General features: G+C 61.4%; 16 protein-coding genes and 1 pseudogene. 8 read left to right on the top strand and 9 right to left on the bottom strand.

Features of this window, described 5'->3' with window-relative positions; genetic code table 11:
- Nucleotides 1–608: 608 nt before the first annotated feature.
- The gene (locus tag AAGW23_RS19035; RefSeq protein WP_342407864.1) at nucleotides 609–1,256 is read right to left on the bottom strand and encodes a serine hydrolase domain-containing protein; all 648 of its coding nucleotides are present in this window, start codon (nucleotides 1,254–1,256) and stop codon (nucleotides 609–611) included.
- A gap of 150 nt (nucleotides 1,257–1,406) precedes the next feature.
- A complete protein-coding gene (locus AAGW23_RS19040) occupies nucleotides 1,407–1,853 on the bottom strand; it encodes a DUF2147 domain-containing protein (protein WP_342407865.1) in 447 nt (148 codons plus the stop codon).
- Between the two features lie 198 nt (nucleotides 1,854–2,051).
- On the opposite strand from AAGW23_RS19040, the gene AAGW23_RS19045 reads away from it, so the two are divergent.
- A complete protein-coding gene (locus AAGW23_RS19045) occupies nucleotides 2,052–2,510 on the top strand; it encodes a DUF3859 domain-containing protein (protein ID WP_342407866.1) in 459 nt (152 codons plus the stop codon).
- 6 nt (nucleotides 2,511–2,516) lie between these two features.
- Here AAGW23_RS19045 and AAGW23_RS19050 read toward each other — a convergent pair whose 3' ends face one another.
- Genes AAGW23_RS19050 through AAGW23_RS19060 form a run of 3 tightly spaced genes read right to left on the bottom strand, consistent with a single transcriptional unit; the run spans nucleotide 2,517 to nucleotide 5,966 of the window.
- Nucleotides 2,517–3,440: an alpha/beta hydrolase gene (locus tag AAGW23_RS19050; protein WP_342407867.1), complete on the bottom strand. Its 924-nt coding sequence runs from the start codon at nucleotides 3,438–3,440 to the stop codon at nucleotides 2,517–2,519.
- Nucleotides 3,437–3,754, bottom strand: coding sequence for a DUF2218 domain-containing protein (locus AAGW23_RS19055; protein ID WP_342407868.1), 318 nt, complete (start codon nucleotides 3,752–3,754; stop codon nucleotides 3,437–3,439). The genes AAGW23_RS19050 and AAGW23_RS19055 overlap by 4 nt, the downstream gene beginning before the upstream one ends.
- A gap of 46 nt (nucleotides 3,755–3,800) precedes the next feature.
- Nucleotides 3,801–5,966 carry a TonB-dependent siderophore receptor gene (locus tag AAGW23_RS19060; RefSeq protein ID WP_342407869.1) on the bottom strand — a complete coding sequence of 722 codons (2,166 nt, stop codon included), beginning with the start codon at nucleotides 5,964–5,966 and terminating at the stop codon, nucleotides 3,801–3,803.
- A gap of 167 nt (nucleotides 5,967–6,133) precedes the next feature.
- On the opposite strand from AAGW23_RS19060, the gene AAGW23_RS19065 reads away from it, so the two are divergent.
- The 4 genes and pseudogenes from AAGW23_RS19065 to AAGW23_RS19080 all read left to right on the top strand — a co-directional run bounded on the left by AAGW23_RS19065 (nucleotide 6,134) and on the right by AAGW23_RS19080 (nucleotide 10,284).
- Nucleotides 6,134–7,102 (top strand): AraC family transcriptional regulator, encoded by a 969-nt coding sequence (locus AAGW23_RS19065; protein WP_342407870.1) that lies wholly within the window; start codon nucleotides 6,134–6,136, stop codon nucleotides 7,100–7,102.
- A gap of 330 nt (nucleotides 7,103–7,432) precedes the next feature.
- Nucleotides 7,433–8,199, top strand: a pseudogene (locus AAGW23_RS19070) (substrate-binding periplasmic protein).
- Entirely contained in the window at nucleotides 8,196–9,539 is a 1,344-nt protein-coding gene (locus AAGW23_RS19075; RefSeq protein WP_342407871.1) for a diguanylate cyclase, read from the top strand. Before AAGW23_RS19070 ends, AAGW23_RS19075 begins: the two are co-directional and overlap by 4 nt.
- Before the next feature lie 16 nt (nucleotides 9,540–9,555).
- Nucleotides 9,556–10,284 carry a transporter substrate-binding domain-containing protein gene (locus AAGW23_RS19080; RefSeq protein WP_342407872.1) on the top strand — a complete coding sequence of 243 codons (729 nt, stop codon included), beginning with the start codon at nucleotides 9,556–9,558 and terminating at the stop codon, nucleotides 10,282–10,284.
- A gap of 26 nt (nucleotides 10,285–10,310) precedes the next feature.
- Here the strand turns inward: AAGW23_RS19080 and AAGW23_RS19085 are convergent, their stop codons facing one another.
- The 3 genes from AAGW23_RS19085 to AAGW23_RS19095 form a co-directional block, all read right to left on the bottom strand.
- Nucleotides 10,311–13,121 carry an AsmA family protein gene (locus tag AAGW23_RS19085; protein ID WP_342407873.1) on the bottom strand — a complete coding sequence of 937 codons (2,811 nt, stop codon included), beginning with the start codon at nucleotides 13,119–13,121 and terminating at the stop codon, nucleotides 10,311–10,313.
- Between the two features lie 236 nt (nucleotides 13,122–13,357).
- Nucleotides 13,358–14,977 (bottom strand): NAD(P)/FAD-dependent oxidoreductase, encoded by a 1,620-nt coding sequence (locus tag AAGW23_RS19090; RefSeq protein ID WP_342407874.1) that lies wholly within the window; start codon nucleotides 14,975–14,977, stop codon nucleotides 13,358–13,360.
- A gap of 166 nt (nucleotides 14,978–15,143) precedes the next feature.
- Complete coding sequence (locus AAGW23_RS19095; protein WP_342407875.1) at nucleotides 15,144–15,875, bottom strand: carbonic anhydrase family protein; 732 nt, start codon at nucleotides 15,873–15,875, stop codon at nucleotides 15,144–15,146.
- A 270-nt stretch (nucleotides 15,876–16,145) separates the two neighbouring features.
- On the opposite strand from AAGW23_RS19095, the gene AAGW23_RS19100 reads away from it, so the two are divergent.
- Complete coding sequence (locus AAGW23_RS19100; protein ID WP_148923984.1) at nucleotides 16,146–16,604, top strand: DUF1456 family protein; 459 nt, start codon at nucleotides 16,146–16,148, stop codon at nucleotides 16,602–16,604.
- A 68-nt stretch (nucleotides 16,605–16,672) separates the two neighbouring features.
- On the opposite strand, the gene AAGW23_RS19105 is transcribed toward AAGW23_RS19100, so the two are convergent.
- On the bottom strand, nucleotides 16,673–17,056 hold the full coding sequence (locus AAGW23_RS19105; RefSeq protein ID WP_342407876.1) for a DUF4168 domain-containing protein: 384 nt from the start codon (nucleotides 17,054–17,056) through the stop codon (nucleotides 16,673–16,675).
- 151 nt (nucleotides 17,057–17,207) lie between these two features.
- On the opposite strand from AAGW23_RS19105, the gene AAGW23_RS19110 reads away from it, so the two are divergent.
- Both AAGW23_RS19110 and AAGW23_RS19115 read left to right on the top strand, forming a co-directional pair.
- On the top strand, nucleotides 17,208–18,695 hold the full coding sequence (locus tag AAGW23_RS19110) for an ATP-binding protein (RefSeq protein WP_342407877.1): 1,488 nt from the start codon (nucleotides 17,208–17,210) through the stop codon (nucleotides 18,693–18,695).
- On the top strand, nucleotides 18,682–20,085 hold the full coding sequence (locus AAGW23_RS19115) for a sigma-54 dependent transcriptional regulator (RefSeq protein WP_342407878.1): 1,404 nt from the start codon (nucleotides 18,682–18,684) through the stop codon (nucleotides 20,083–20,085). Before AAGW23_RS19110 ends, AAGW23_RS19115 begins: the two co-directional genes overlap by 14 nt.
- The last annotated feature ends 80 nt before the right edge of the window (nucleotides 20,086–20,165 follow it).

Below are 20,165 nucleotides of genomic sequence, written 5' to 3' on the forward strand. Positions count from 1 at the left end.
CCATGTGAGAGTAGGTCATCGTCAAGCTTCTACACCAAACCCCCGATCTTCGTAAGAGGATCGGGGGTTTGTCTTTGAATGCAAGAAAAAATGACGTCTCTTCTGCGTTGAGCATGGCGCCCGCAAACTCTGCGTCCAGCTGGCGCACAGTTTAAGTTGAGCTAGTTAAAGGGACTGACCTAAATGCTCTGAGCCGCTTGCAAAGGCCCGCTCATAGCAACCAAAGCCCTGTTGGCAAGTGCCTTTACAGTTATGTTGAACGGCGTTGGTTGCGCTGTAGCTACCTCGACGCTTCCGTTTTCTGGCGCTCTAACTGTCGGAGCGCACCGCCTCAATGATGTCACCGAGAAGCTGATGGAGGGCGTCGCGGTGGCCTGAGGCTCCACCGGAAGGTTGTGTATCAGAAGTCATAACGACGGACATATCGAGCCCCGGAACCACGTAAAGCATCTGCCCGCCGAAGCCCCAGCCGTAACGGATATCTTCGCCGCTCAACTTGGTAATGAACCAGCCATAACCATAGCCATGACCGGTGTACCGCGAGTGGGTGCTGGGCGTCCAGGGCGCTTCGATCCAGTCCTTGGACAGCAGCCTATCCTCAGATGCTGTTATGCCTCCGCGTCGATATAACTCGGCAAAAGCCAACGCGAGCGAGGGGTCATCGCCATCTCGTTACCGCCCAGGTAGATGCCTTGCGGGTCGCGAGTCCAAGCGCTGATATCAAAGCCGTCGAGCGGTGCCAGCCACTCGCGCGCAAGCTGGAGCGTGGATTTGCCGGTGCTGCGGGTGAGTATTGCTGAGAGTAGGTGGCTTGATCCGGTGGAGTAAACCATTGCCTCACCAGGCTCTTCTTCAAAAGGTCGCGCCAGTGCTGCACGTACCCAGTTCGGACTGGCTACCCAAGCCCCATAGTTAGCCCCTGAGGTTGAACCTAGGCCGGCCTGCATTGATAAGAGATTGCCTACGGTGACCTGCTGGAGTCGAGGATCCGGCTTCGCTGGGAAATCACTTCCAATCAGATCAGCGATCGGCTGTTCAGTCCCTATAAGAACATCTCTTTCGATGGCAATCCCAACCAAGGCTGAGAGTATCGTCTTGGAAGCCGACCTTATGTTGGTCGGAGAGCTCGTTTTGTGGCCGCGGTATCCCCGTTCGGCAAGTACCTTGCCATGCCGGGCCCCTATTAACGTCTCAAGTTGCTCCAGGCGTTCAGCTTGATTGGCGATTGCGTCAAGGTTCTCGGCTGCGATGGTCACTGGACCAATGCAGAGCAGGCATATGGTGCACAAGGCACGATACAGCGGCAGCTGGTTCTTATTCAGGGACACGAGAGGAAATTAAGGCATAGCAAATGTGACAGCGGATTAGCTATGCCGTGCAGCGCACTGCCGGGCGTTTGTTAGTCGCTATTGTCGAATCCAGGTCTGGGTGCGTCCCAAGGCTTCGATGCCAATATAGCCACGCATCTCAAGTTTTTCTCCGCCTTGAAGCAGCGTGACCTTAGCGCTATAGGTTTTGCCTTTGGCGGGGTCCAGAATAGTCCCGCCGCTCCAAACGTTCTCACCGTCCGGTTTCAGGCCCCATAAGATCGTCATGCCTGTAATTGGCTGATCTTTTCGCTCACCTTCGCAGGCGCTACAGACCGGGTTGGCGCCATGCTCGGACTGGAGAATCTCCGCGACTTCGCCGCTTAGCAAACCGCCACCGGTCTGCCGAATCTCGACGATAGATTTAGGTTTGCCTGTGTCATCATCAATGGTCTGCCAGCATCCAACAGGGGACTCGGCGGCAAAGGACGCTGAGCTAAAGGCCATCGGCAACGCCAGTAACACGGCTGTAAACAATGCGCGCATGGTTTCTCCTTCTTTAGTTATCAAGGGTTGCGACCCTATCACCGCATGGGACCCACAGCAGCCGAACGAGTTTGCGCCGTTAATGCCAAGTTCTAGGACCTTTCGACCCAAGCTTTAGTCATCTCGCCGAAGTTGGCTGTCACGAGGTTGTCACGCCATGGTCATAGGCTGTGCTCATTTGCTGCCAGGAAACTCGTAATGCCCATAGGTCGTCCGCTGCTGTTCGCGATGTTATTAACCGGCTTAGCACATGCAGATGTGCACGTAACCGGCCCGATTGAAGTGGGTGTGTTTGAAAGCCGATATCAGAACCAGCAGCCCGGTGAGCGCGTTCTCTTTACTGGAGAGCAACGCATAACTAAGACTGAGCAGGTTCCCCTGAAGATTGGTACCAAGTTCGGTCTGCGCTATCGGCTTGAGGGCAAGCATGCCGACGACACGCCGCTGACTTTGCTATACCTCACCCCTGGCGTCATCGATCCGAGTGGTCAGCGGCACGATCGCTACGAAGTCGTACAAAAGCTTGTGCCGGACGCAACGCAGGACGTCATGGCATTCGAATTCACTGAATCACACGAACTGGTGCCAGGTGAGTGGCATTTCATAGTCTTTCAGGGTGATCGAAAGCTTGCCGAGCAGCGCTTCCAGGTTCGCTAATCGCGCTTAGCGCGTGGGCACCTCAGGCTGCAGTGCGAAACTGATCGCGCCTGCTGCCGTAAGCGTAGCGTTCTCGCTGTGACCGGCGTTGGGATAAATGATAAGGATGCGCTTAAGGCCTTGGCGCTCCAGCGGCTTCAGGCGCTCGTACAACGCCTGCACGTTGCTGCGCATTCGGCGCTCGGTCAGGTGTCGCTCACGCTCCGATGTAGGAGCAGTGCCGATCTCGGGCTCCTCATTACCGCCCACGGTCAGCGATAGCTGCTTCAGGTGTGGGGATGAAGCTGAAAGCACTTCAAAGCTTTGTTCGAGCAGCTGACCATCGTTCCACCAGATCGAAGGGCTGGCCGCCAGGTAGTTCTGAAAGGCGTCAGGCTGTGTCATCAGCGCATACAGCGTGAGAAGCCCACCGTGTGAGTGCCCGAATAGCGTCTGTCGGTGAGGGTTAATCGGATATCGGGCTTCGATCAGAGGTTTCAGCTCGGTTCGCACGAATGCCAGAAACTGGTCGGCTCCACCGTAGCGAGCATCTTCCCTGTCATGTTTCGCCGCTTTGGCTGGGGGGGTGTAGTCTCTGGCTCGTCTGTCGACGTCATACAGCGCGTCGCCGGGATAGCCTATACCCACCACTACCACCGAGGCGCGTGTTGCGGGATCCGGGCGGCTTTCACGCGCGTTGGCTTGCACTGCCAGCATTGGAAATAAAGCATTGCCATCAAGCACGTACAGCACTGGATAGCCACCCGGTGGCGCCGGCTGCTGCGGCTGGGAAATGAAGATCCTGTAGTCGTCGCCCGTGTTGTGCGAATGGATGTCGCGCTGTTCCGTCTGTGGCAGCACTACCGATGTCCATTCATCCGCCTTGGCGGTTTGGGCCGAGGCAATGGTGAGCCCTAGACTCGCGATCAGCAGCGCCATCGACGCATTCATGCAGGCTGCTCGCCTGATGCGTCTGGTAGCGGGCCTTCCTGCCATTCGACCTGCAATGCCTCGTCACCGGAAAAACGGGTGAGATGGTCCGCGATCACAAAGCGCAGGCGTTTTTCGGATTCGCCGGCTTCTGCCTGGCAGTCGATCAACAGCTGCTCTGTTCCGGCAAACATACGGCACTCGCCAAAGCCGAATACGACCTCCGCTTGTTGCTCGTCGATTCGGACTTCGCCTTTGTGGGCAAAATGCTTGAACAGGCGGTTCATGTTGCGTGATGCGCGTGGCGTTACGACGCGTGCGTGAAATCTGGGCATGAATGTCTCCTTTAAGTGCCGCCGACCCCGGCCGGCGGCGAGGGGATCAGAACTCGTAGCGCGCACCGATGGTGAAATTGCGCGACGGGCCTTGGAAATTAAAGGTTGAGGTGCTGCCAACGCGCGACACGTAGTCGCGGTCGAGCAGGTTGTTTACGTCGAGCGTGGCCGTGAGCTGCTCAGTGATGGGGAACGACACCTTGGCATCGACCACGGCATACCCCGGTGCGCTGACGGTGATCCCTTGGCGCTCGTAAGAAAAGTCGCTCATGGCGCTGATGCCTGCGCCCAGCGCCAGCCCACGCAACGCTCCGTCCGCGAGGGTGTACTTGCTCCACAAAGAGGCCTGGTGCGTAGGCATGAGCACGAACAAGACGTTATCGTCACCCGCCAGGTTGTCAGTCTCCATGTAGGTGTAGCCTGCAATCAGCTCCCACTGAGGCGTGAGGTAGCCGCTGACCTCAAATTCACCACCGCGGATACGCGCCTTCCCGGCCGCTGCGTAATCGGCCGTGCCGGACAATCCGTCGGCATCGGTGGCGCGGTTCTCGTCGGTCAGTTGAAAGGCCGTGATTCGGGCGTTCAGGTCGCTACCGTAATAGCTGCCCTTGACGCCAACTTCGTATTGTTCGCCTTCGCGTGGCTCGATGAGCTGGCCGTTAGCGTCGGTCTCGGACTGAGGCTTGAAGACCTGCGAATAGCTGGCATACAGCGAGTGCCGATCGTCGAGGTCGAAGACCACGCCGCCGTAAGGCGTGACGTGACCGTTTTCATGCTGCTCATCCGAGGCCTCGACGCCTGTTTTAAGGTTCGTTGAGGTCGCGTCACCTTCATACCAGCTGACACGGGCACCACCGATGAGCGCCAACCTTTCGATCGGGCGGAACGTCAGCTTGGCGTAGAGACCGGCTTCCTGATCGTCGCTACTAACGCGTGTTGAATAGCTCAGGTCCGGTTTGGCAAAGCGCGTGGGCTGATAGCCAAAAATATTGACCGTGCCGAGGACAGCACTGCCGTTGCGATAGTCACTGTCGTAGCGTTTGAAATCGCTGCCGACCACGAACTCGCTGACCTGCCCCAGCAGCTCGAACGGCTGGCTGTAGCTGGCATCGACGGCCAGTGCGTCTTGCTGAAAATCACGCCCGGCGGCGACCATTCGCGTGTTGCCATTGGCTGCTACAGCGCTGCCGGTATAGGCGTACAGATAGTCTGTGTCACGCGTGGAGGCCCGCACGGCCAGTCGGCCATAGCCGCCAGTATCGAAACGGTGAGTCAGCTCGGCGATAGCATCGGTGGTGCGACCGTTGAAGTCGTTCCAGTCGGCGCCCAGGTAGGTCGAGTGGCTCCAGTCCAGTAAATTTCCAGCCGCATTGGTTGGGTAGCCGTTATGGGGAGCGATGTTCTTGGATTGGTGAATCAGTCCTAGCGAAAGCGAGGTTGTGTCGCTCAGGTCAATGTCCAGCGCGCCGTAAAAGCTTTCGCTGGTGTTCTCGTTGTAGTCCACCTCGCCATTGCTGTCGGCGCGCGAAATGACTGCGCGTCCGCGTATGTGACCGGCTTCATCGAGCGGACCGGAGAGGTCGGCTTCCAGATAGTTCTGGTCCCAACTGCCGTAGCGGCCAGTCAGGCTGCCCTGGAACTCGCTGGTTGGGCGCTTGCGTACCATGTTGACGACGCCGCCCATTTCGCTGGTACTGCTGAACAGGCCCGAAGGGCCGCGCATGATCTCGACCCGGTCGAACGGCGAAAGCGACGGAACCGTGCCGTGGATGCTGGCCATGGGTGCAGGGAGACCGTCGATATTGAATTCATCGTACTCATAGCCGCGGGCATAGATCGATGAGCGACCGCTGTCGTTGGTCAGGGTGCGTAGGCCCGCAGTGTACTTGGCCAGGTCGTCGAGGTTCACGAACTGGCGGTCCCTGATGTAATCGTCGGTGTAGACCGTGATCGACTGCGGGATATCGCGCAGCTCGGCCGGCGTCTTGGTCCCCACCGTCGCCGCTTGCACCGTGTAGCCGCCGGTCTGCTCCGACGACGGCATGTCGTACAGGCGGTTGCCCTCGACCGTGATGCTTTCCAATTCGACCGGCTCGTTCTGCACGGAAACGCTTTGCGCCAGCGCGCTTAACGGGAAAGGCGCAAGCAAGCCGGCCAGCAGCAGGCGCCGCGAACGTTGTCCGAGGCTGAGGGTGCGAGGGGTTCTGTCCATGGGTCGGCTCCTGTCGCGGGCATTGCGTAAATGGCAAAGATTCGCGGCGCTTAATGATAACGATTTGCATCAAAAGATGTCGGGGCGTAGTCTGCCACGCGTCCGGGTCGCGAACCTTTGCGCGGCCGAGTATTTGCTTTGCAATCGCGTGCGAGGAGCAGCGCTCCATGAACCAACCCGATCACATCATCCGTGGCGACGAGCTGCCGGCGACTAGCCGGACGGGCCTGCACTTGCCTGACGGCGGAGATGACCGCCTGTTCTATGGCCGGGTGAAATGGGCACAGCTGCGTGACGGTCTTTCGCTGCACTGGTCCGATTGCGAGGAGCTACAGGACTTTGTTACCGAAAACACCGTGGGCCCGCGAGTGTCCTTTGTGCTCTTTCTTCAGGGGCAGAGTCAGGTCAGCTATGGCGACTTGTCGCTGACGCTCGGTCATCCTTCAAGCCGGCGCATGCCCGATGGCGTCGCAGTCTCGATGAACGAGCCGGTGCAGTTCCGCCGTCAGGCACGCCGTGGTAGTCATATTCGGAAGTTGGTGGTGAGCCTGACGCCCGACTGGTTTGAAGGTCGTGGCGAAGGCGTGGGTGCGACAGACGGCGCAATTCGACGCTTCATGGGCAGTCACCTGACGCCTCGTCTCTGGAAACCCTCGTCGCGCCTGCTGACATTGGCTGACCAGATGCTCAACCCACCCGGTTACGACGCCTTGCTTGCCAGCCTGTACCTGGAAAGCCGGGCGCTGGACATTGCCTGCGAAGCACTTGCCAGCCTTGGCGAGGCCGCGACCCCGGTAGAACCCGGTTTGAGGCCCCAGGAATACCGCCGGCTGCAGCGCCTCGTCGAGATGCTTGATAGCGGCGAAGCCGACAGTTGGAGCCTTGATCACATTGCACGCGAAACGGGTGTCAACGCGACGACGTTGCAGCGCCAGTTCCGTTCGCTCAAGGGCATGACGGTATTCGAATACCAGCGCGGGCGGCGTCTGAATAGCGCACGCGAGGCACTGGAGCGAGAAGGCGCAACCGTCACTGAAGCGGCCTGGCGCGCCGGTTACAACAGCCCAGCCAACTTTGCCACAGCCTTCAAGCGGCAGTTCGGCATCAGTCCGCGGCAGGTGCGTTCGCGGGTTTGAGTGCTGAGCGGAGTTGCCACTCCGTTGCGACGACGGATGAGCCTGGATGCCGACCTTCGTGACGTCGGTACAGCATACATTGCGGTAAGCAAAGGCGACTGGCCGAGCAGTCCATGAAGTTGTGTAGAAAAGCCCCTCGGGGCGCTCTTTCCAGATCGTTCGAACAATCACACCTCCCGCCCGTCACCGGGCTTGAAGTAGAGACGTCCCTGCGTTCAAGTCAGCCCCGCTTGTGCCGACTAAAGAGTGCTCAGCTGCCGTTTGAATGATGCCATTATGATGGCTCTCTCCTGTTGCTCGCCGGACGTCAGTCGTCCGGGAGGTCGCCCGATGCTTCGAACTTCGCTCCGCCGCCTGACACTAGCCTCGTGGCTAGTCGGATCGCTATTTGGCGTCCAGGCCGCCTGTGCACACGGTGTCACGGTCGTCACGGAGGAGCTGCCACCCTATAACATGACGGTCGACGGCAAGCTCACCGGTATGGGGACCGAGGTGGTTCAGGCTGTTCTGGACGAAGTGGGGGAGGCTGCGCGCATCCAGTCGATGCCGTGGGCACGCGCGTACGACATCGCGCTGAACTCGGAGAATGTGCTTATCTATTCCATTGCCCGCACCCACAGCGCGAGAATCTGTTCAAGTGGGTGGGCGTGATCGCGCCGACGCGCTGGTTTCTGTTCTCGCTGCCTGGCACCGAGTTCAACCTCAAGAGCCTCGACGACGCCCGCCAGTACCAGATCGCCACCGTGAAAGAAGATGTCGGTGAGCAGTATCTGATCGATAAGGGATTCGCCATCGGCCGCAACCTGCAGTCGAGCAACAAGTACGAGCACAACTACGAAAAGCTCAAGGCCGGGCGAGTAGACTTGTGGATCTCCAACGAGCTGAATGCTCACTATCTGGTCCGTCAGGCCAGTGGCAGCCCTGACGATACGACTGTCCCTCAACTGAATCTGGACGACCTCGGCGGCGCGAACGGCTTGTGCATGGCCTTCAGCCGCAACACGCCAGATGAGGTGGTCGAGCGCTTTCGCCAAGCGCTCGACCGTGTCCGTGCCGATGGACGCTATGACGCCATCGCTGCCCGATGGCTGAAATGAACGTCAATACATCGGCCCCCGCTACCTCAGCGAGCGCGCAGCGGCCCAGCAGCTCGCTCGGGCGTCGGCTGGTGCTGGCGACGCTCGGCTTCTGCCTGTTGTTTACCGCCGCGACTGTGGGTTTGCGGACCTGGCTGGCCTGGGAGGATGGCCGCTCGGCCATGAATGCCGAGTTGGTGCTGATCGACCAGGTATTCCAGAGCAATCTGGCCAAAGCGATCTGGGAAATGGACAGCGATGCACTGGAAACGCAGCTGGATAGCGTGGCCATGGCTGAGCCGGTTGGCCGCGTCGAACTGCGGATCTTCCGCGCCGGTCGCGCACCGGAAGTCATCCAACGCCAACGCCCGCAGCAGCAGCCTCAGCACCGCGCGCCGGTGCTGCAGCGTCGTCTCACCTACGAAGCCTACGCCGGGGCCCGCGAGACGGTGGGCGAGCTCAGGCTCGAAGGCGACGAAGGGCTGCTGTGGAAACGGCTCGTTGACGACGTGACCAATATCATCATCACCCAGGTCATCCAGTCGCTTCTGCTGGCCGGGTTGATCATGTGGATGTTCAACAGCACGGTCACGCTGCACGTGCGTCGGATCGCCCAGCACCTAACCCGCCTGAGTCCGGAAAATCTCGACCAGACCCTGCGCCTCGATCGGTCGGTAAAACGCCAGGATGAGCTGAGCCTGCTGGAGGCGGGCATCAACAGTGTCCAGCTAAAACTGTCGGCTTACCTCGAACGGCAGCATCAGGACGAGCTGGCACTGGCCGCGCACCGCGACCGCCTCGCCGAACTGGTCGAGGAACGTACTGCTGAATTGCGGACTGCCAACGTGTTGCTGGAAGAACTCTCACGTAGCGATCCGCTGACCGGCTTGGCCAATCGCCGGCATTTCGACGAAATCAAGGAAGTCGAATTCCGCCGCGCAATGCGTCTTGCGCAACCGCTGACCGTGCTGATGTGCGATGTGGATTTCTTCAAACGTTACAACGACCACTACGGCCATGCGCAGGGCGACCAGTGCTTGCAATGGGTAGCCGATACGCTCAAGTACGTATTTGCCCGTGCCGGCGAGCTGGTCGCACGGCTCGGCGGTGAGGAATTCGTCGTACTGTTGCCCGGCGTGGATGCCGAGTCCGCGTATCGTTCAGCTGTGCGACTGCAGCAACGGCTGGCCGAGCGGGCGCTGCCGCATGCAGCCTCGGCCGTTTCGCCCCAGGTCACGCTGAGTATTGGCCTCGCCGGCTTCGACGCGGACAGCATGGACCAATTCGAACAATTGCTGCGCCGCGCCGACGAGGCTCTCTACCGAGCCAAGACGCAGGGCCGCAACCGTATTTCCGACTGATGATCGCGAGGACCGCATGATGCGCCCGATTGCCTGGATCGCTGTTTCCCTGGGGTTACTTGGCGCGGTGGCACATGCCGGGCCATTGCGGGTGGTGACCGAGGAGACGGCCTACAGCTACCTGCAAGCGGGCAAGGTCAGCGGCCCGGCCACCGAAGTGGTCGAAGCAACCTTGCAGCGGGCAGGGCTGGATGACTACCAGATCGGCCTGTATCCCTGGGCGCGTGCCTACGACATGGCGCTGCAGGAGCCCGGCGTACTGATCTACCTCATCGCGCGCACCTCGGAGCGCGAGGCGTTGTTCCGCTGGGTGGGGGAGATCATGCGCATCGACTATCACTTCTACAGATTACGCGAGCGAGACGATATCGAGGTGCCCGACCTGGAAGCGGCGAAAGCCTATCGGGTCGGTGTGCTGCGCGACGATGTGCGCCATCAGTATCTGCAGGCCAACGGTTTCAAGAAGATCGTGGTGACGGCGCACAACAGCGACAATTTCAAACGGCTGCTCAATGGTCAGGTTGATCTGGTGCCGATGCCCGAGCAAGACATGCTTGCGCAATGCAAAGAGGCCGGCCTGGACCCGAACGAGGTAGAGCGCACCCTCACCCTCGGAGATTCGACACAGCTGTATATGGCGTTCAGTCTTCAAACCGACGATGCCACCGTCCTGCGCACGCAGGCCGCGTTCGAAACGCTGCAGGCAGACGGTACGCTCGCTCGCCTCATGGGCGGTTCGCATTGACCGCCGCTACCTGTCGTCTGGCGGATTCAGTTACCGCTCTGCTCGAATTCACTGAGCGCCTTGCGACAGCCAATGCCGGAGCCCTCGCCGAGGCCCGCTTCCAGCCACGGCAAGATGGCCAACGGTGGCGCGACCAGTGCGCCGACCACACTGGCAATGGCACGGGCGGCTAGCTCGCCGGTCACAACGCTGACCTGCGGATCGCTGAGCGTGCCCTGCAGTTCTACGGGTGAGTTGCCGGACAGCAGGCTGAAGTCCTTGGCGCGAGCTTCGAACGCAAGGTCCAGCCGTTCACTGTCGAGCTTGATGGTGCCGCCGCCGGTGATGTTGCTGTCGGCTGTGCTGATAAAGAATTGCTCCAGGTTCGCGGTGCCGGCAGTCGAGTCGAAGCGCAGGTAGGTGCAGTTCATCTCCACCTGATCCGCATTGGCTAGGGCAGCGAGTGCCGCTTCGCCTGCATCCAGGCCAAGCAACTCCACCGCCAGCATGTCGAGCTTGCCTCCGGACATGGCGAGCTCCAGTTTGCCGTCGAGGTTGGCTGCCATCTCGCCCAGCGACTGCCCCTCGAGCGTGACGTCCAGCTGCCCACCGATGGTGCCTGCGGAGTCTTGTGCGACCTTGGACAGGTCGGCCTCGCGCAGAATCGGGGAGAGGTTGACGCTGGTGATATCCAGACGCAGCTCGCCCGTGGGTTGCTGCGGGCGAACGTCCAGTCGCAGCCGGCCATTGGCTTTCCCTTTGCCTATCGAGAGGGTCAGGGGTTCGGCGACCAAGACACCGTTGTCCAGTTCGGCTTTGAAGTCGACCGCATTCAACGGAATTGCTTCTGCCAGTACCTGGTCGGCCTCGTAGCGAATAATGGCATCGCGGTCGCGAAGGGCATCCAGTCCCAGCGGCTCGCTGGAAAATACCTGGCCGTCATTCGGGTCGGTCGGCGTACCGGGCGCCTTCAGATCCGAGGTCTCAAGCGTGTCCGAGTGCAGGTTGGCCCAAAGCATCGGGCGGCCACGAAGGCTAAGGCGAAGGTCGCCGCTCACGTCGCTATCGCCCCAGTTGGCGCGCAGATCCTGCAGCCGCAGTTGCTGGTCTTCCCACAGTAGCTGACCGTTCAGCTGGTAACCGGTCAGCGACGGCAGGCTCCATCCGGTCAGAGGGTTGAGGTTGGCCGGGTTCGGCCCCTCAAGCGAGATCGCAAGGTCCGCCGCCTCCAGCTGCAAGGGGTCGGTAACCGTGCCCTTCACCGTCAGTTGGCTTTCGCGCGAGGTGACCGAGCCTTCGACGGGGTAGGGTTCATCAACGAACAGCTTCTCCAGCGCGCCGACATCGATCTCGAACTGCAACGGTACGTCGTTGCGCCAGGCATCGCCCGTCAGTTGCAGGCCGGCGTCGGTGGAAGTCGCGTCGGCCTCGACCCGCAGATCGCGTGTCGGGTTTTCATAGCGCAGGTGCGTGTCGCTGAGACGGGCCGCGTTCTGCGCCAGCCGGGTGTGCAGTTCCCCGTCTAGCGTACCGAGCCTGGGATAGCCCAAGGGGGCGAGGGCACGGCCCAAGTCCAGCTGTTCAACGGTCAGGTCGACCGTTCCGCTCAGCGAATTCTTGGTCAGATCAAGCGAGCCGCTGGCATCTACAGCCCCTTCGCCTTGGGCTGCGTGCAGGCGTTCGATGTTCAACTGCTGTTCGGCCAGGGTGGCCTTGAGCACGATGTCGCTCAGTGCGGCATCGCCATACAGGAGCTGCTCCAGGTTGAGGTCGAGCTCACCGCGATAGCGGCGCAAAGGCTGCAGCAGGTTCTGAGCGCGTTGTTGCGGCGACTCGTCGTTGTTGGCTTGCGACTGCGTGCCGCTCGGTTCCGATTCGATTAAGCGCATCACGCCCCAACGATTGAGGTCGAGTCTGTTGCCCTGCAGCTGTGCGGTCAGTTCGGGCGTATCGCCACGCGCCAGGACGAGTGAGCCGGTGAGGTGGCTTTCGCCCGTGTTGAGGTCCATGTCCTGCAACGCCCAACGCTGCCCATCACGCTTGAGCTGGGCGTTGAGGTGGAAGGCCGGCACGTCGATGGCTGGGCTCTCAAAGCTCATCAGTTCGGCTGAGTCAGGCGCGCTCACCGTCAGTTTGCCCTGCAGGGCGTCGAGTGAGGGAAGCTGCTTGGCTTCACCCTTGAAGCTCGCCTGAATCTTGCCCAGTTGCGCATCGAGCGATACCGCATAGGGTGCGCCGCTGGCCAATGCCTGGGACGGGGGCTCGCCCGTCAGGCTCAGGGTCAGTGGCTTGCCTTGTACAGTACCGGAGCCTTCGATAGACAACCGGCGTTCATTCGGATCGTTATCGGTCGTCTCGATGTCGAGTGCAACCTGTGCGTCCAGTTTGGCGTCGCGATAGGTCAGCTGGCCGTTTTGGATGCGGATCGTCTCCGGTTGGATGGGAGGCTCGCTGCTGTCGCTTTCGCTGCCGGTCAAGGCGGCCCAGTTGGAGCGCCCGTCTTGCTGCCGTGCGAGATGAACCTCGGGATTGTCGAGCTCCAGCAGTTGCAGACTGAGGTCACCCGTCAACAGTGCGCCCACATCGATTTCTGCCTGCATGGCCTCAAGCTTGAGCATATAGGGGTGTTCGGCCCACTCGGGATTGGCGACCTGCACATCGCCAACGCTGATTCCCAGCGGGAAGCCCCAATCGATGTCGAGGCTGCCGATTTCAACGGCGCGCCCATCCAGGCGCTCGCTAAGTTGGGCTTCGATCTTTTCGCGGGCCCACTGGGTTTGTACCAGCACTGCCGCGATCACTACCAGCAGCACCAGGGCCGCCAGCACGATGCCAATGATTTTTGCTGCCTTCGCCACCCTTGCCTCCTGATCCGGTCCGCTCGCGCATGAGAGAGGGACAGCTGCATCGGGAGCAGCCTTATAAAGGTGTCGACCTCGCACGGGCCGAAAAAGGTCACTGCCAATTTGCCGTGCGGTTACTCGACGTGCAGCGGTTAGCGCCGCAAACGCAGGCAGCGAAAGGGTGTGATGGCCAGGAAGCAGTGTGAGGAACACGGACGAACGGCATCGCCGTTGTCCGTGGTGAACGGTGTTCAGCCTTGAAGGTCGGCCATCATCGCGGTGGCGACCGCTTCGGCAACCTTGATGCCGTCTACACCCGCTGAGAGGATGCCCCCGGCGTATCCAGCCCCTTCACCGGCGGGATACAGACCACGGGTGTTGATGCTCTGCAGGGACTCGTTGTCGCGCTTGATCCGCACCGGCGAAGAGGTGCGGGTCTCGATGCCGGTAAGCACCGCATCGGCGCGGTCGAAGCCGCGGATCTGCTTGCCGAAAGCCGGCAGTGCTTCGCGGATGGCCCCGATCACGTAGTCGGGCAGCGAGGGCGCCAGGTCGCCCAGCTTTACGCCGGGCTTGTAGGACGGCTCGACCTCGCCGAATGCGCTCGACGGCTTGCCTCGAATGAAATCGCCCACCAACTGCCCCGGCGCGCAGTAATCGCGACCGCCCAGCTCGAAGGCGCGCGATTCAAGCCGCTCCTGCAATTCGACGCCGGCCAGCGGGCCGCCAGGGAAATCCTCGTCCGGATTGATGCCGACGACGATACCGGCATTGGCGTTGCGCTCGTTGCGCGAATACTGGCTCATGCCGTTGGTTACCACACGCTCGGGCTCGGAGGTGGCCGCCACCACCGTGCCGCCCGGGCACATGCAAAAGCTGTAGACCGCGCGGCCGTTCTTGGCGTGGTAGACCAGTTTGTAGTCGGCCGCGCCGAGTTCCGGGTGGCCGGCGTACTTGCCCAGCCGCGCGTTGTCGATCAGCGACTGCGGGTGCTCGATGCGAAAGCCCACGGCGAAGGGCTTGGCCTCGATATAGACGCCGCGTTCGTGGAGCATGCGGAAGGTGTCGCGCGAGCTGTGACCCAGGGCGAGCACCACGTAGCGGCTACGCAGCTCTTCGCCATCGGCCATGCGCACGCCCTGAATGCGCCCGTCCTCGATGATGAAATCGACCACACGGCTGTCGAACCGTACCTCGCCGCCGAGCGCCTTGATCTCCTCGCGCATCGTTGAAACCACGCCGGTCAGACGAAAGGTGCCGATGTGCGGCTTGCTGACAAACATGATCTCTTCCGGCGCGCCGGCGCGGACGAACTCGTGCATCACCTTGCGGCCGTAGAACTTCGGGTCCTTGATCTGGCTGTAGAGCTTGCCGTCGGAGAACAGTCCCGCGCCGCCTTCACCGAACTGCACGTTGGACTCAGGGCTCAACACCTTCTTGCGCCACAGCGCCCAGGTGTCCTTGGTTCGGCTGCGCACATCGCGGCCGCGCTCCAGCACGATTGGGCGAAAGCCCATCTGCGCCAGGGTCAGCGCCGCGAAAAGGCCACAGGGGCCAAAGCCGATCACCAGCGGGCGCTCGCTCAGCCCTTCCGGCGCCTGGCCGACCGGGTAGTAGCCGGTGTCCGGCGAGACGCGAATGTTGCGGTCATCGGCCAGGCGCGCCAGCACCTTCGGCTCGTCCACCACGCTGGCATCGATGATGTAGACGAAGGTGATCTCGCTGTTCTTCTTGCGCGCGTCGTAGCTGCGCTTGAACACCGTGAAGTCGAGCAGCTCGGTATCGCTGATTCCCAGGCGCGCCACAATGGCGTGGCGAAGGGCCTCGGCGGGATGGTCGAGCGGCAGTTGCAGTTCGTTGATGCGAATCATGACAGGTCCTGGCCGGTGGCCCCGGCAGAGGTGAGGTGGCGACGCGGCGAAACCGGGTGGCTCGCGCGGCGCGCAGTTTAGCGGCGGTGAGGCAGGCTGTCATGAGCGAGGATTGAGTGCGACGCACCGGCCGCCGCGGAGGCGATGGCCGGTCGGTCAATCGGGCTTACTGCAGGATTATCCGGGCGTTGACCGGCTGCAGTGGGCGGTTGTTGGCATGCCCCACGGCCTCGGTCAGGGCTTGGATTTGCGCGCTTGAGGCGACGATGGGCTGCTTGAGTACCAGCCAGCGAACCCCTTCCGAGCAGGGCGGTGTGGTCAACGAGCCGTTGAAGCGGTAGTAATCCAGATCAGCTGGCAGCATGTTGCGGATGTTCACCTGTTGCGCCACCGGCTGTTTCGTACCGCCTGTCGGTGGAGTGTTCCAGAGATCGGCAAGCACAGCGTTCTGCTGGCCTTCCTTGAACATCACCGCCACGACCGCCAGCTTGCCGTTTTCGTCGGCATGCACCAGATGACCTTCCAGCGGATAGGACTGGCCTTTGATGTGGTTTTCACTGGGCATGTGAAAGTGAAACTGGATGAGCTGGAACGTCTCGCCATCCAGCGTGAGCGAGCTGCCCGGCTTGTAGGCCACTTGCACCGTATGGCCGTTGTTAGCGACCTCGCTGGCGCCGGCCTTGTAGTCGACTGTCAGGGGTTTCAATTCCGCTTCCACGAAGCCCTGCAAATTGACAGGCGACTGATTTTCGCCGGCGCAAGTGTTGAATTCAGGAGTGAGCGTCGCCCAGTTCTCTGGCCCTTTTTCGCCTGAATAGCCCCACTGCGTGCCGGGGGTGATGGCGAGCGCGCTGGTGCAAAACAGCAGGGTGGCCAACGAAGGGGTGATTGTTTTCATGTCGATTCTCCTCGGCTGGGGTATCTGCGCCGCCATCTCCGGCCTGGCAATATTTGACGGCGGCGGGTGTTAACCACAGCCTCAATGGCTTTAAGGCGCAGGTGCTGCAGCTTTTTCACTGCTTTCTATATTTGTCGACCAAAGCCCGGCCCTGTTCGCCTGATCCGACGGGGTGTGGCAGTTATTTGGCTGGCGAGCTTTTCGCTTCCCTTTCTGGTTCACGAACTTCACCATGCGGGCCTTGTTTAGGTTCTGAAGTCGGAGCGACTCATGATCAATAACGATGTGATGCGCAGCGTGCGCTACATCCTCAACGTCAACGACGCCAAGATCGCCGAGATCACTCGGCTTACGGGTTGCGAGATTCCCGACAGCGAAGCGGTGGCCTATCTGAAGAAGGAAGACGAGGACGGTTTCAAACCCTGTCCCGATCGGATCATGGCGCACTTCCTCGATGGCCTTGTGATTTACAAGCGCGGCAAGGACGAAAGCCGGCCGACGCCGCCTATCGAGCTGCCGGTGACCAACAACATGGTACTGAAAAAGTTACGCGTCGCCTTCGAACTGAAGGAAGACGACATGCATGCGATCCTCCAGTCGGTTGACTTCCCGGTATCCAAACCGGAACTCAATGCACTGTTCCGCAAGGCCGGGCACAGCAACTACCGGGTCTGTGGCGACCAGTTGCTGCGTAACTTCCTCAAGGGCCTGGCGCAGCGGGCCAACTGAACGCCCGTGGAGCGCCCATGTAAAAGCCCCGCTCTGATGAGCGGGGCTTCTGGTCACGCTGACAAGCTTTAGCTCTGAATCATCGAAATGACCTTGTCACGCAGCTGAGGGTTGTTCTGCACTGCCTGGTTGATGGCGTTGTATTCCTCGATGCTCAGCTCATTGTTCTGCACCGTCTCCAGCATTTTCTCGTTGGCCTGCTGCTGCAGCTGTTGGGCTTCGGCCGGGTCACCGGTTTTCTCCAGCTTGGCCGTGAAGTCCTGGCGGATCTCCATGATCTGATCGAGAGACTCGGCGAATTTCTCCAGTTTCTTATCGCTGATGTCCGAGGCTTGCATGGCCGGTGCGGCCTGCGGCTCGCTGGCCTGCTGGGCCAACACCTGTGAGCTGCCTGCTGCCATGAGCAGGGCAAGAAGGCTGGCGGAAACGACGCGAGAGTTGAACATGGTCATGAGCTTGGTCCTGGTTCTGAGAAAGACGATCAGGACTTTGCATCAGCTATGCCAGTTCGCGCTTTTATTTATAAGCTATTGATTTATAGCTGTTTTAACCGTCGGTCTCCTGTGCCTCGACAGGTTTTTGCGCGCTCTGTATCGTGCCAAAATGGCACATGTAGCAGTTTGGCAAAGAACTTCAACCCTGCGCGGCGCGCTGTTGTTGAAGGTGGTGATTCCCCTGGTCGCGATCATGCTCGGCTTCAGTTATCTGCTGCTGTGGACGGTCGAGCGCAACAGCGAGCGGCGTCTGCAGGAAGAAGTCGAACTGGTGGCGCGGGCGGTTCGGCTGCCGCTGAGTGACAGTCTGGAGAAGAAGCACGAGCGCACCTCGCAGCAGGTGCTGGAGTCCGTGCTCGGCGTTGGTCGTGTCTACGGTGCCTACCTTTACGACGATCAGGGCGAGCTGGTGGCCTTCGCCGGCGCCATCGAGCCGGATCAGGACCAGACTTCGATTCAGGAACTCACTGCCGACGGCAAACGCCGCGGAGGCTATCAACGCATCCGCGGGCGCGAGGTGTATTCCTACTTTCTGCCATTGGAGCAGAGCGGGGGTCGCATCAACGGGCTGCTGCAGGTGACCCGCCGCTGGAACGACTTCGAGCGTGACACTCGCAGGCTGAGGTTTATCGCCGGTATATCGGCGGCGGTGCTGGCGCTGGCAGCTGTCTGCATCGTCTTGCTCGGGCACTGGTCGGCCATTGGTCGCCATTTGCAGCAACTGACCCAGAGCATGGCCCGTGTCGCTGACGGCGACCGCCAACACCGCGCCCCGCGCAGTGGGCCGCAGGAAATCGCGGTGCTTGGCCAGGCGCTCAATCAGATGCTCGACAGCATCGCCGATGCCGAGCAGCGCATGGCCGAACAGAAAGCGCGCGAAGCGGAGCTCGAAGCACGCTTGCGGCGTTCCCAGCAACTCGCCGCCGTGGGTCGGCTGGCGGCAGGCGTTGCCCATGAGCTGGGCAGTCCCTTGAGTGTGATCGACGGCAAGGCCCAACGCGTGCTGCGCAGTGAGACGCTGGACGATGGCCAGCGCAAAGGGTTGTTACAGATCCGCAGTCAGGTTCAGCGTCTGAGCGAGATTGTTCGCCAGCTCCTCGACTTTGGTCGTGCTGCCGGCCGACCTGTTCGACGCATGCCCGCCGAGGTGCTGGCGCATTCATCGGCTGCCGCGGTGGCGGACGAGTTGGCCGTCCTGAACGTGACCCTGCAGTTGGCGGCAGCGCCCGAACCCTTGTTCTGCGACGTCGATCCGCCGCGTTTCGAGCAGGCGCTGACCAACCTGCTGCGCAATGCTGCCCAGGCCAGCCCCGGCGGGCAGGTGCTGCTGCGCTGGTGGCGCGAAGACGACTGTTTGCTGTTCCAGGTCGAGGATGACGGTACTGGGGTCGCCGAGCAGCATCAGGCGGCGCTGTTCGAGCCGTTCTTTACCACCAAACCGGTGGGCCAGGGCAGCGGGCTCGGCCTGGCTGTGGCTCACGGCGTGGTCGCTGAATGCGGTGGGCGGATCGAATTGGTCGAGAGCTCGCTCGGTGGTGCGGCATTTCGTATTTCGTTGGCGCTGGCCGGTGAGGAGGATGGCGATGCAAAGGGATGACAGCACACCGCAGCGGGTATTAGTGGTGGAAGACGATGATGGCCTGCGCCAGCTGCTGGTCGAGGAGCTGGAGGATCGCAAACTCAGCGTAAGAGCCGTGGCCAGTGCCGAGGAGGCGGTGCCGTTGCTGGAGGGCTGGGAGCCGGATCTGGTCGTCAGCGATCTGCGCCTGCCGGGTGCCGATGGCATGGCGCTGCTGCGACGGGTCAAGTCGATGCAGGCCGCCCCGGCTTTTTTGGTGATCACCGCGTTCGGCAGCATCCAGCAGGCGGTGGCCGCACTCAAGGAAGGCGCTGATGAGTTCCTGACCAAGCCGCTGGATCTCGATCATCTCGGCCTCGCGGTGTCGCGCGCCCTGGAAACGCGACATTTACGTGATGAGGTACGGCGCTTTCAGCAGTTGCTCAGTGACGACCGCTTTCACGGCATGCTTGGGCGCAGCCGGGTGATGCGCGGGCTGTTCGATCAGATCCGCCAATTGGCCCGTGCCGCCGGGCCGGTGCTGGTGATTGGCGAAAGTGGCACAGGTAAAGAGCTGGTGGCGCGCGCCGTGCACGCCGAAAGCGAGCGGGCCGGGCGCCCGTTCCTCGCGATCAACTGCGCCGGGCTGCCGGCCGAACTGCTGGAAAGCGAATTCTTTGGTCATGCCGCGGGTGCTTTCACCGGAGCCAGCCGCGCCCACAAGGGGCTGTTTCAGCAGGCCGATGGCGGCACCCTGTTTCTCGACGAGATTGGCGAGATGCCGCTGCCGCTGCAGGCCAAGCTGCTGCGCGTGCTGCAGGAGGGCACCATCCGGCCGGTGGGAGGCGAGCGCGAATTGAGCGTCGATGTGCGCATCATTGCTGCCAGTAACCGGCCGCTGGAGACCGCCGCCGGGCGGGAGTCCTTTCGCGAAGACCTGTTCTTTCGCTTGGAGACGTTCATCCTGCAGGTGCCGCCGCTGCGTGATCGCGAAGAAGACCGCGAATTGCTTGCTGCCGGTTTCGTTGCGCACTTCGCCGCACGCGACGGCCGCCCGGTGCGAGGCCTGTCTCCCGCCGCGCTGGAGCAGCTCCGGCGCTATCCCTTCCCCGGTAACGTACGCGAGCTGCAGAACGCCATGGAGCGCGCGGTGACCTTTTGCCACGGCCGCAGTATCGAGCTGGAGCACCTGCCGGCGCGCATCGGCAACTTTCAGGACAACCCGCCCGAGCGCCAGGCTGACGAACTGCTCGGCTTGATGATCGACGGCCCCTTGCTACCGACCCTCGAGGAGCTGGAGTTGCGCTACATTCAGCACGTGTTGGAGCGGGTCGAGGGCAACAAGCGCCGCGCTGCAGCCTTGCTCGGCATCGGCCGGCGCACCCTGTACCGGCGCCTGGGCGAAAAGGAGCAGGACGACAATGGCTGATCCGCGCCGGGGTCTTGGAGGGCAGCCCATGCGCTGGCTGAGAACAGCCGCCCGAGACGAGTCGCTCGCAGCGAGGCACC

It is taken from the genome of Stutzerimonas chloritidismutans (assembly GCF_038562055.1).
Classification (GTDB): domain Bacteria; phylum Pseudomonadota; class Gammaproteobacteria; order Pseudomonadales; family Pseudomonadaceae; genus Stutzerimonas; species Stutzerimonas chloritidismutans_A.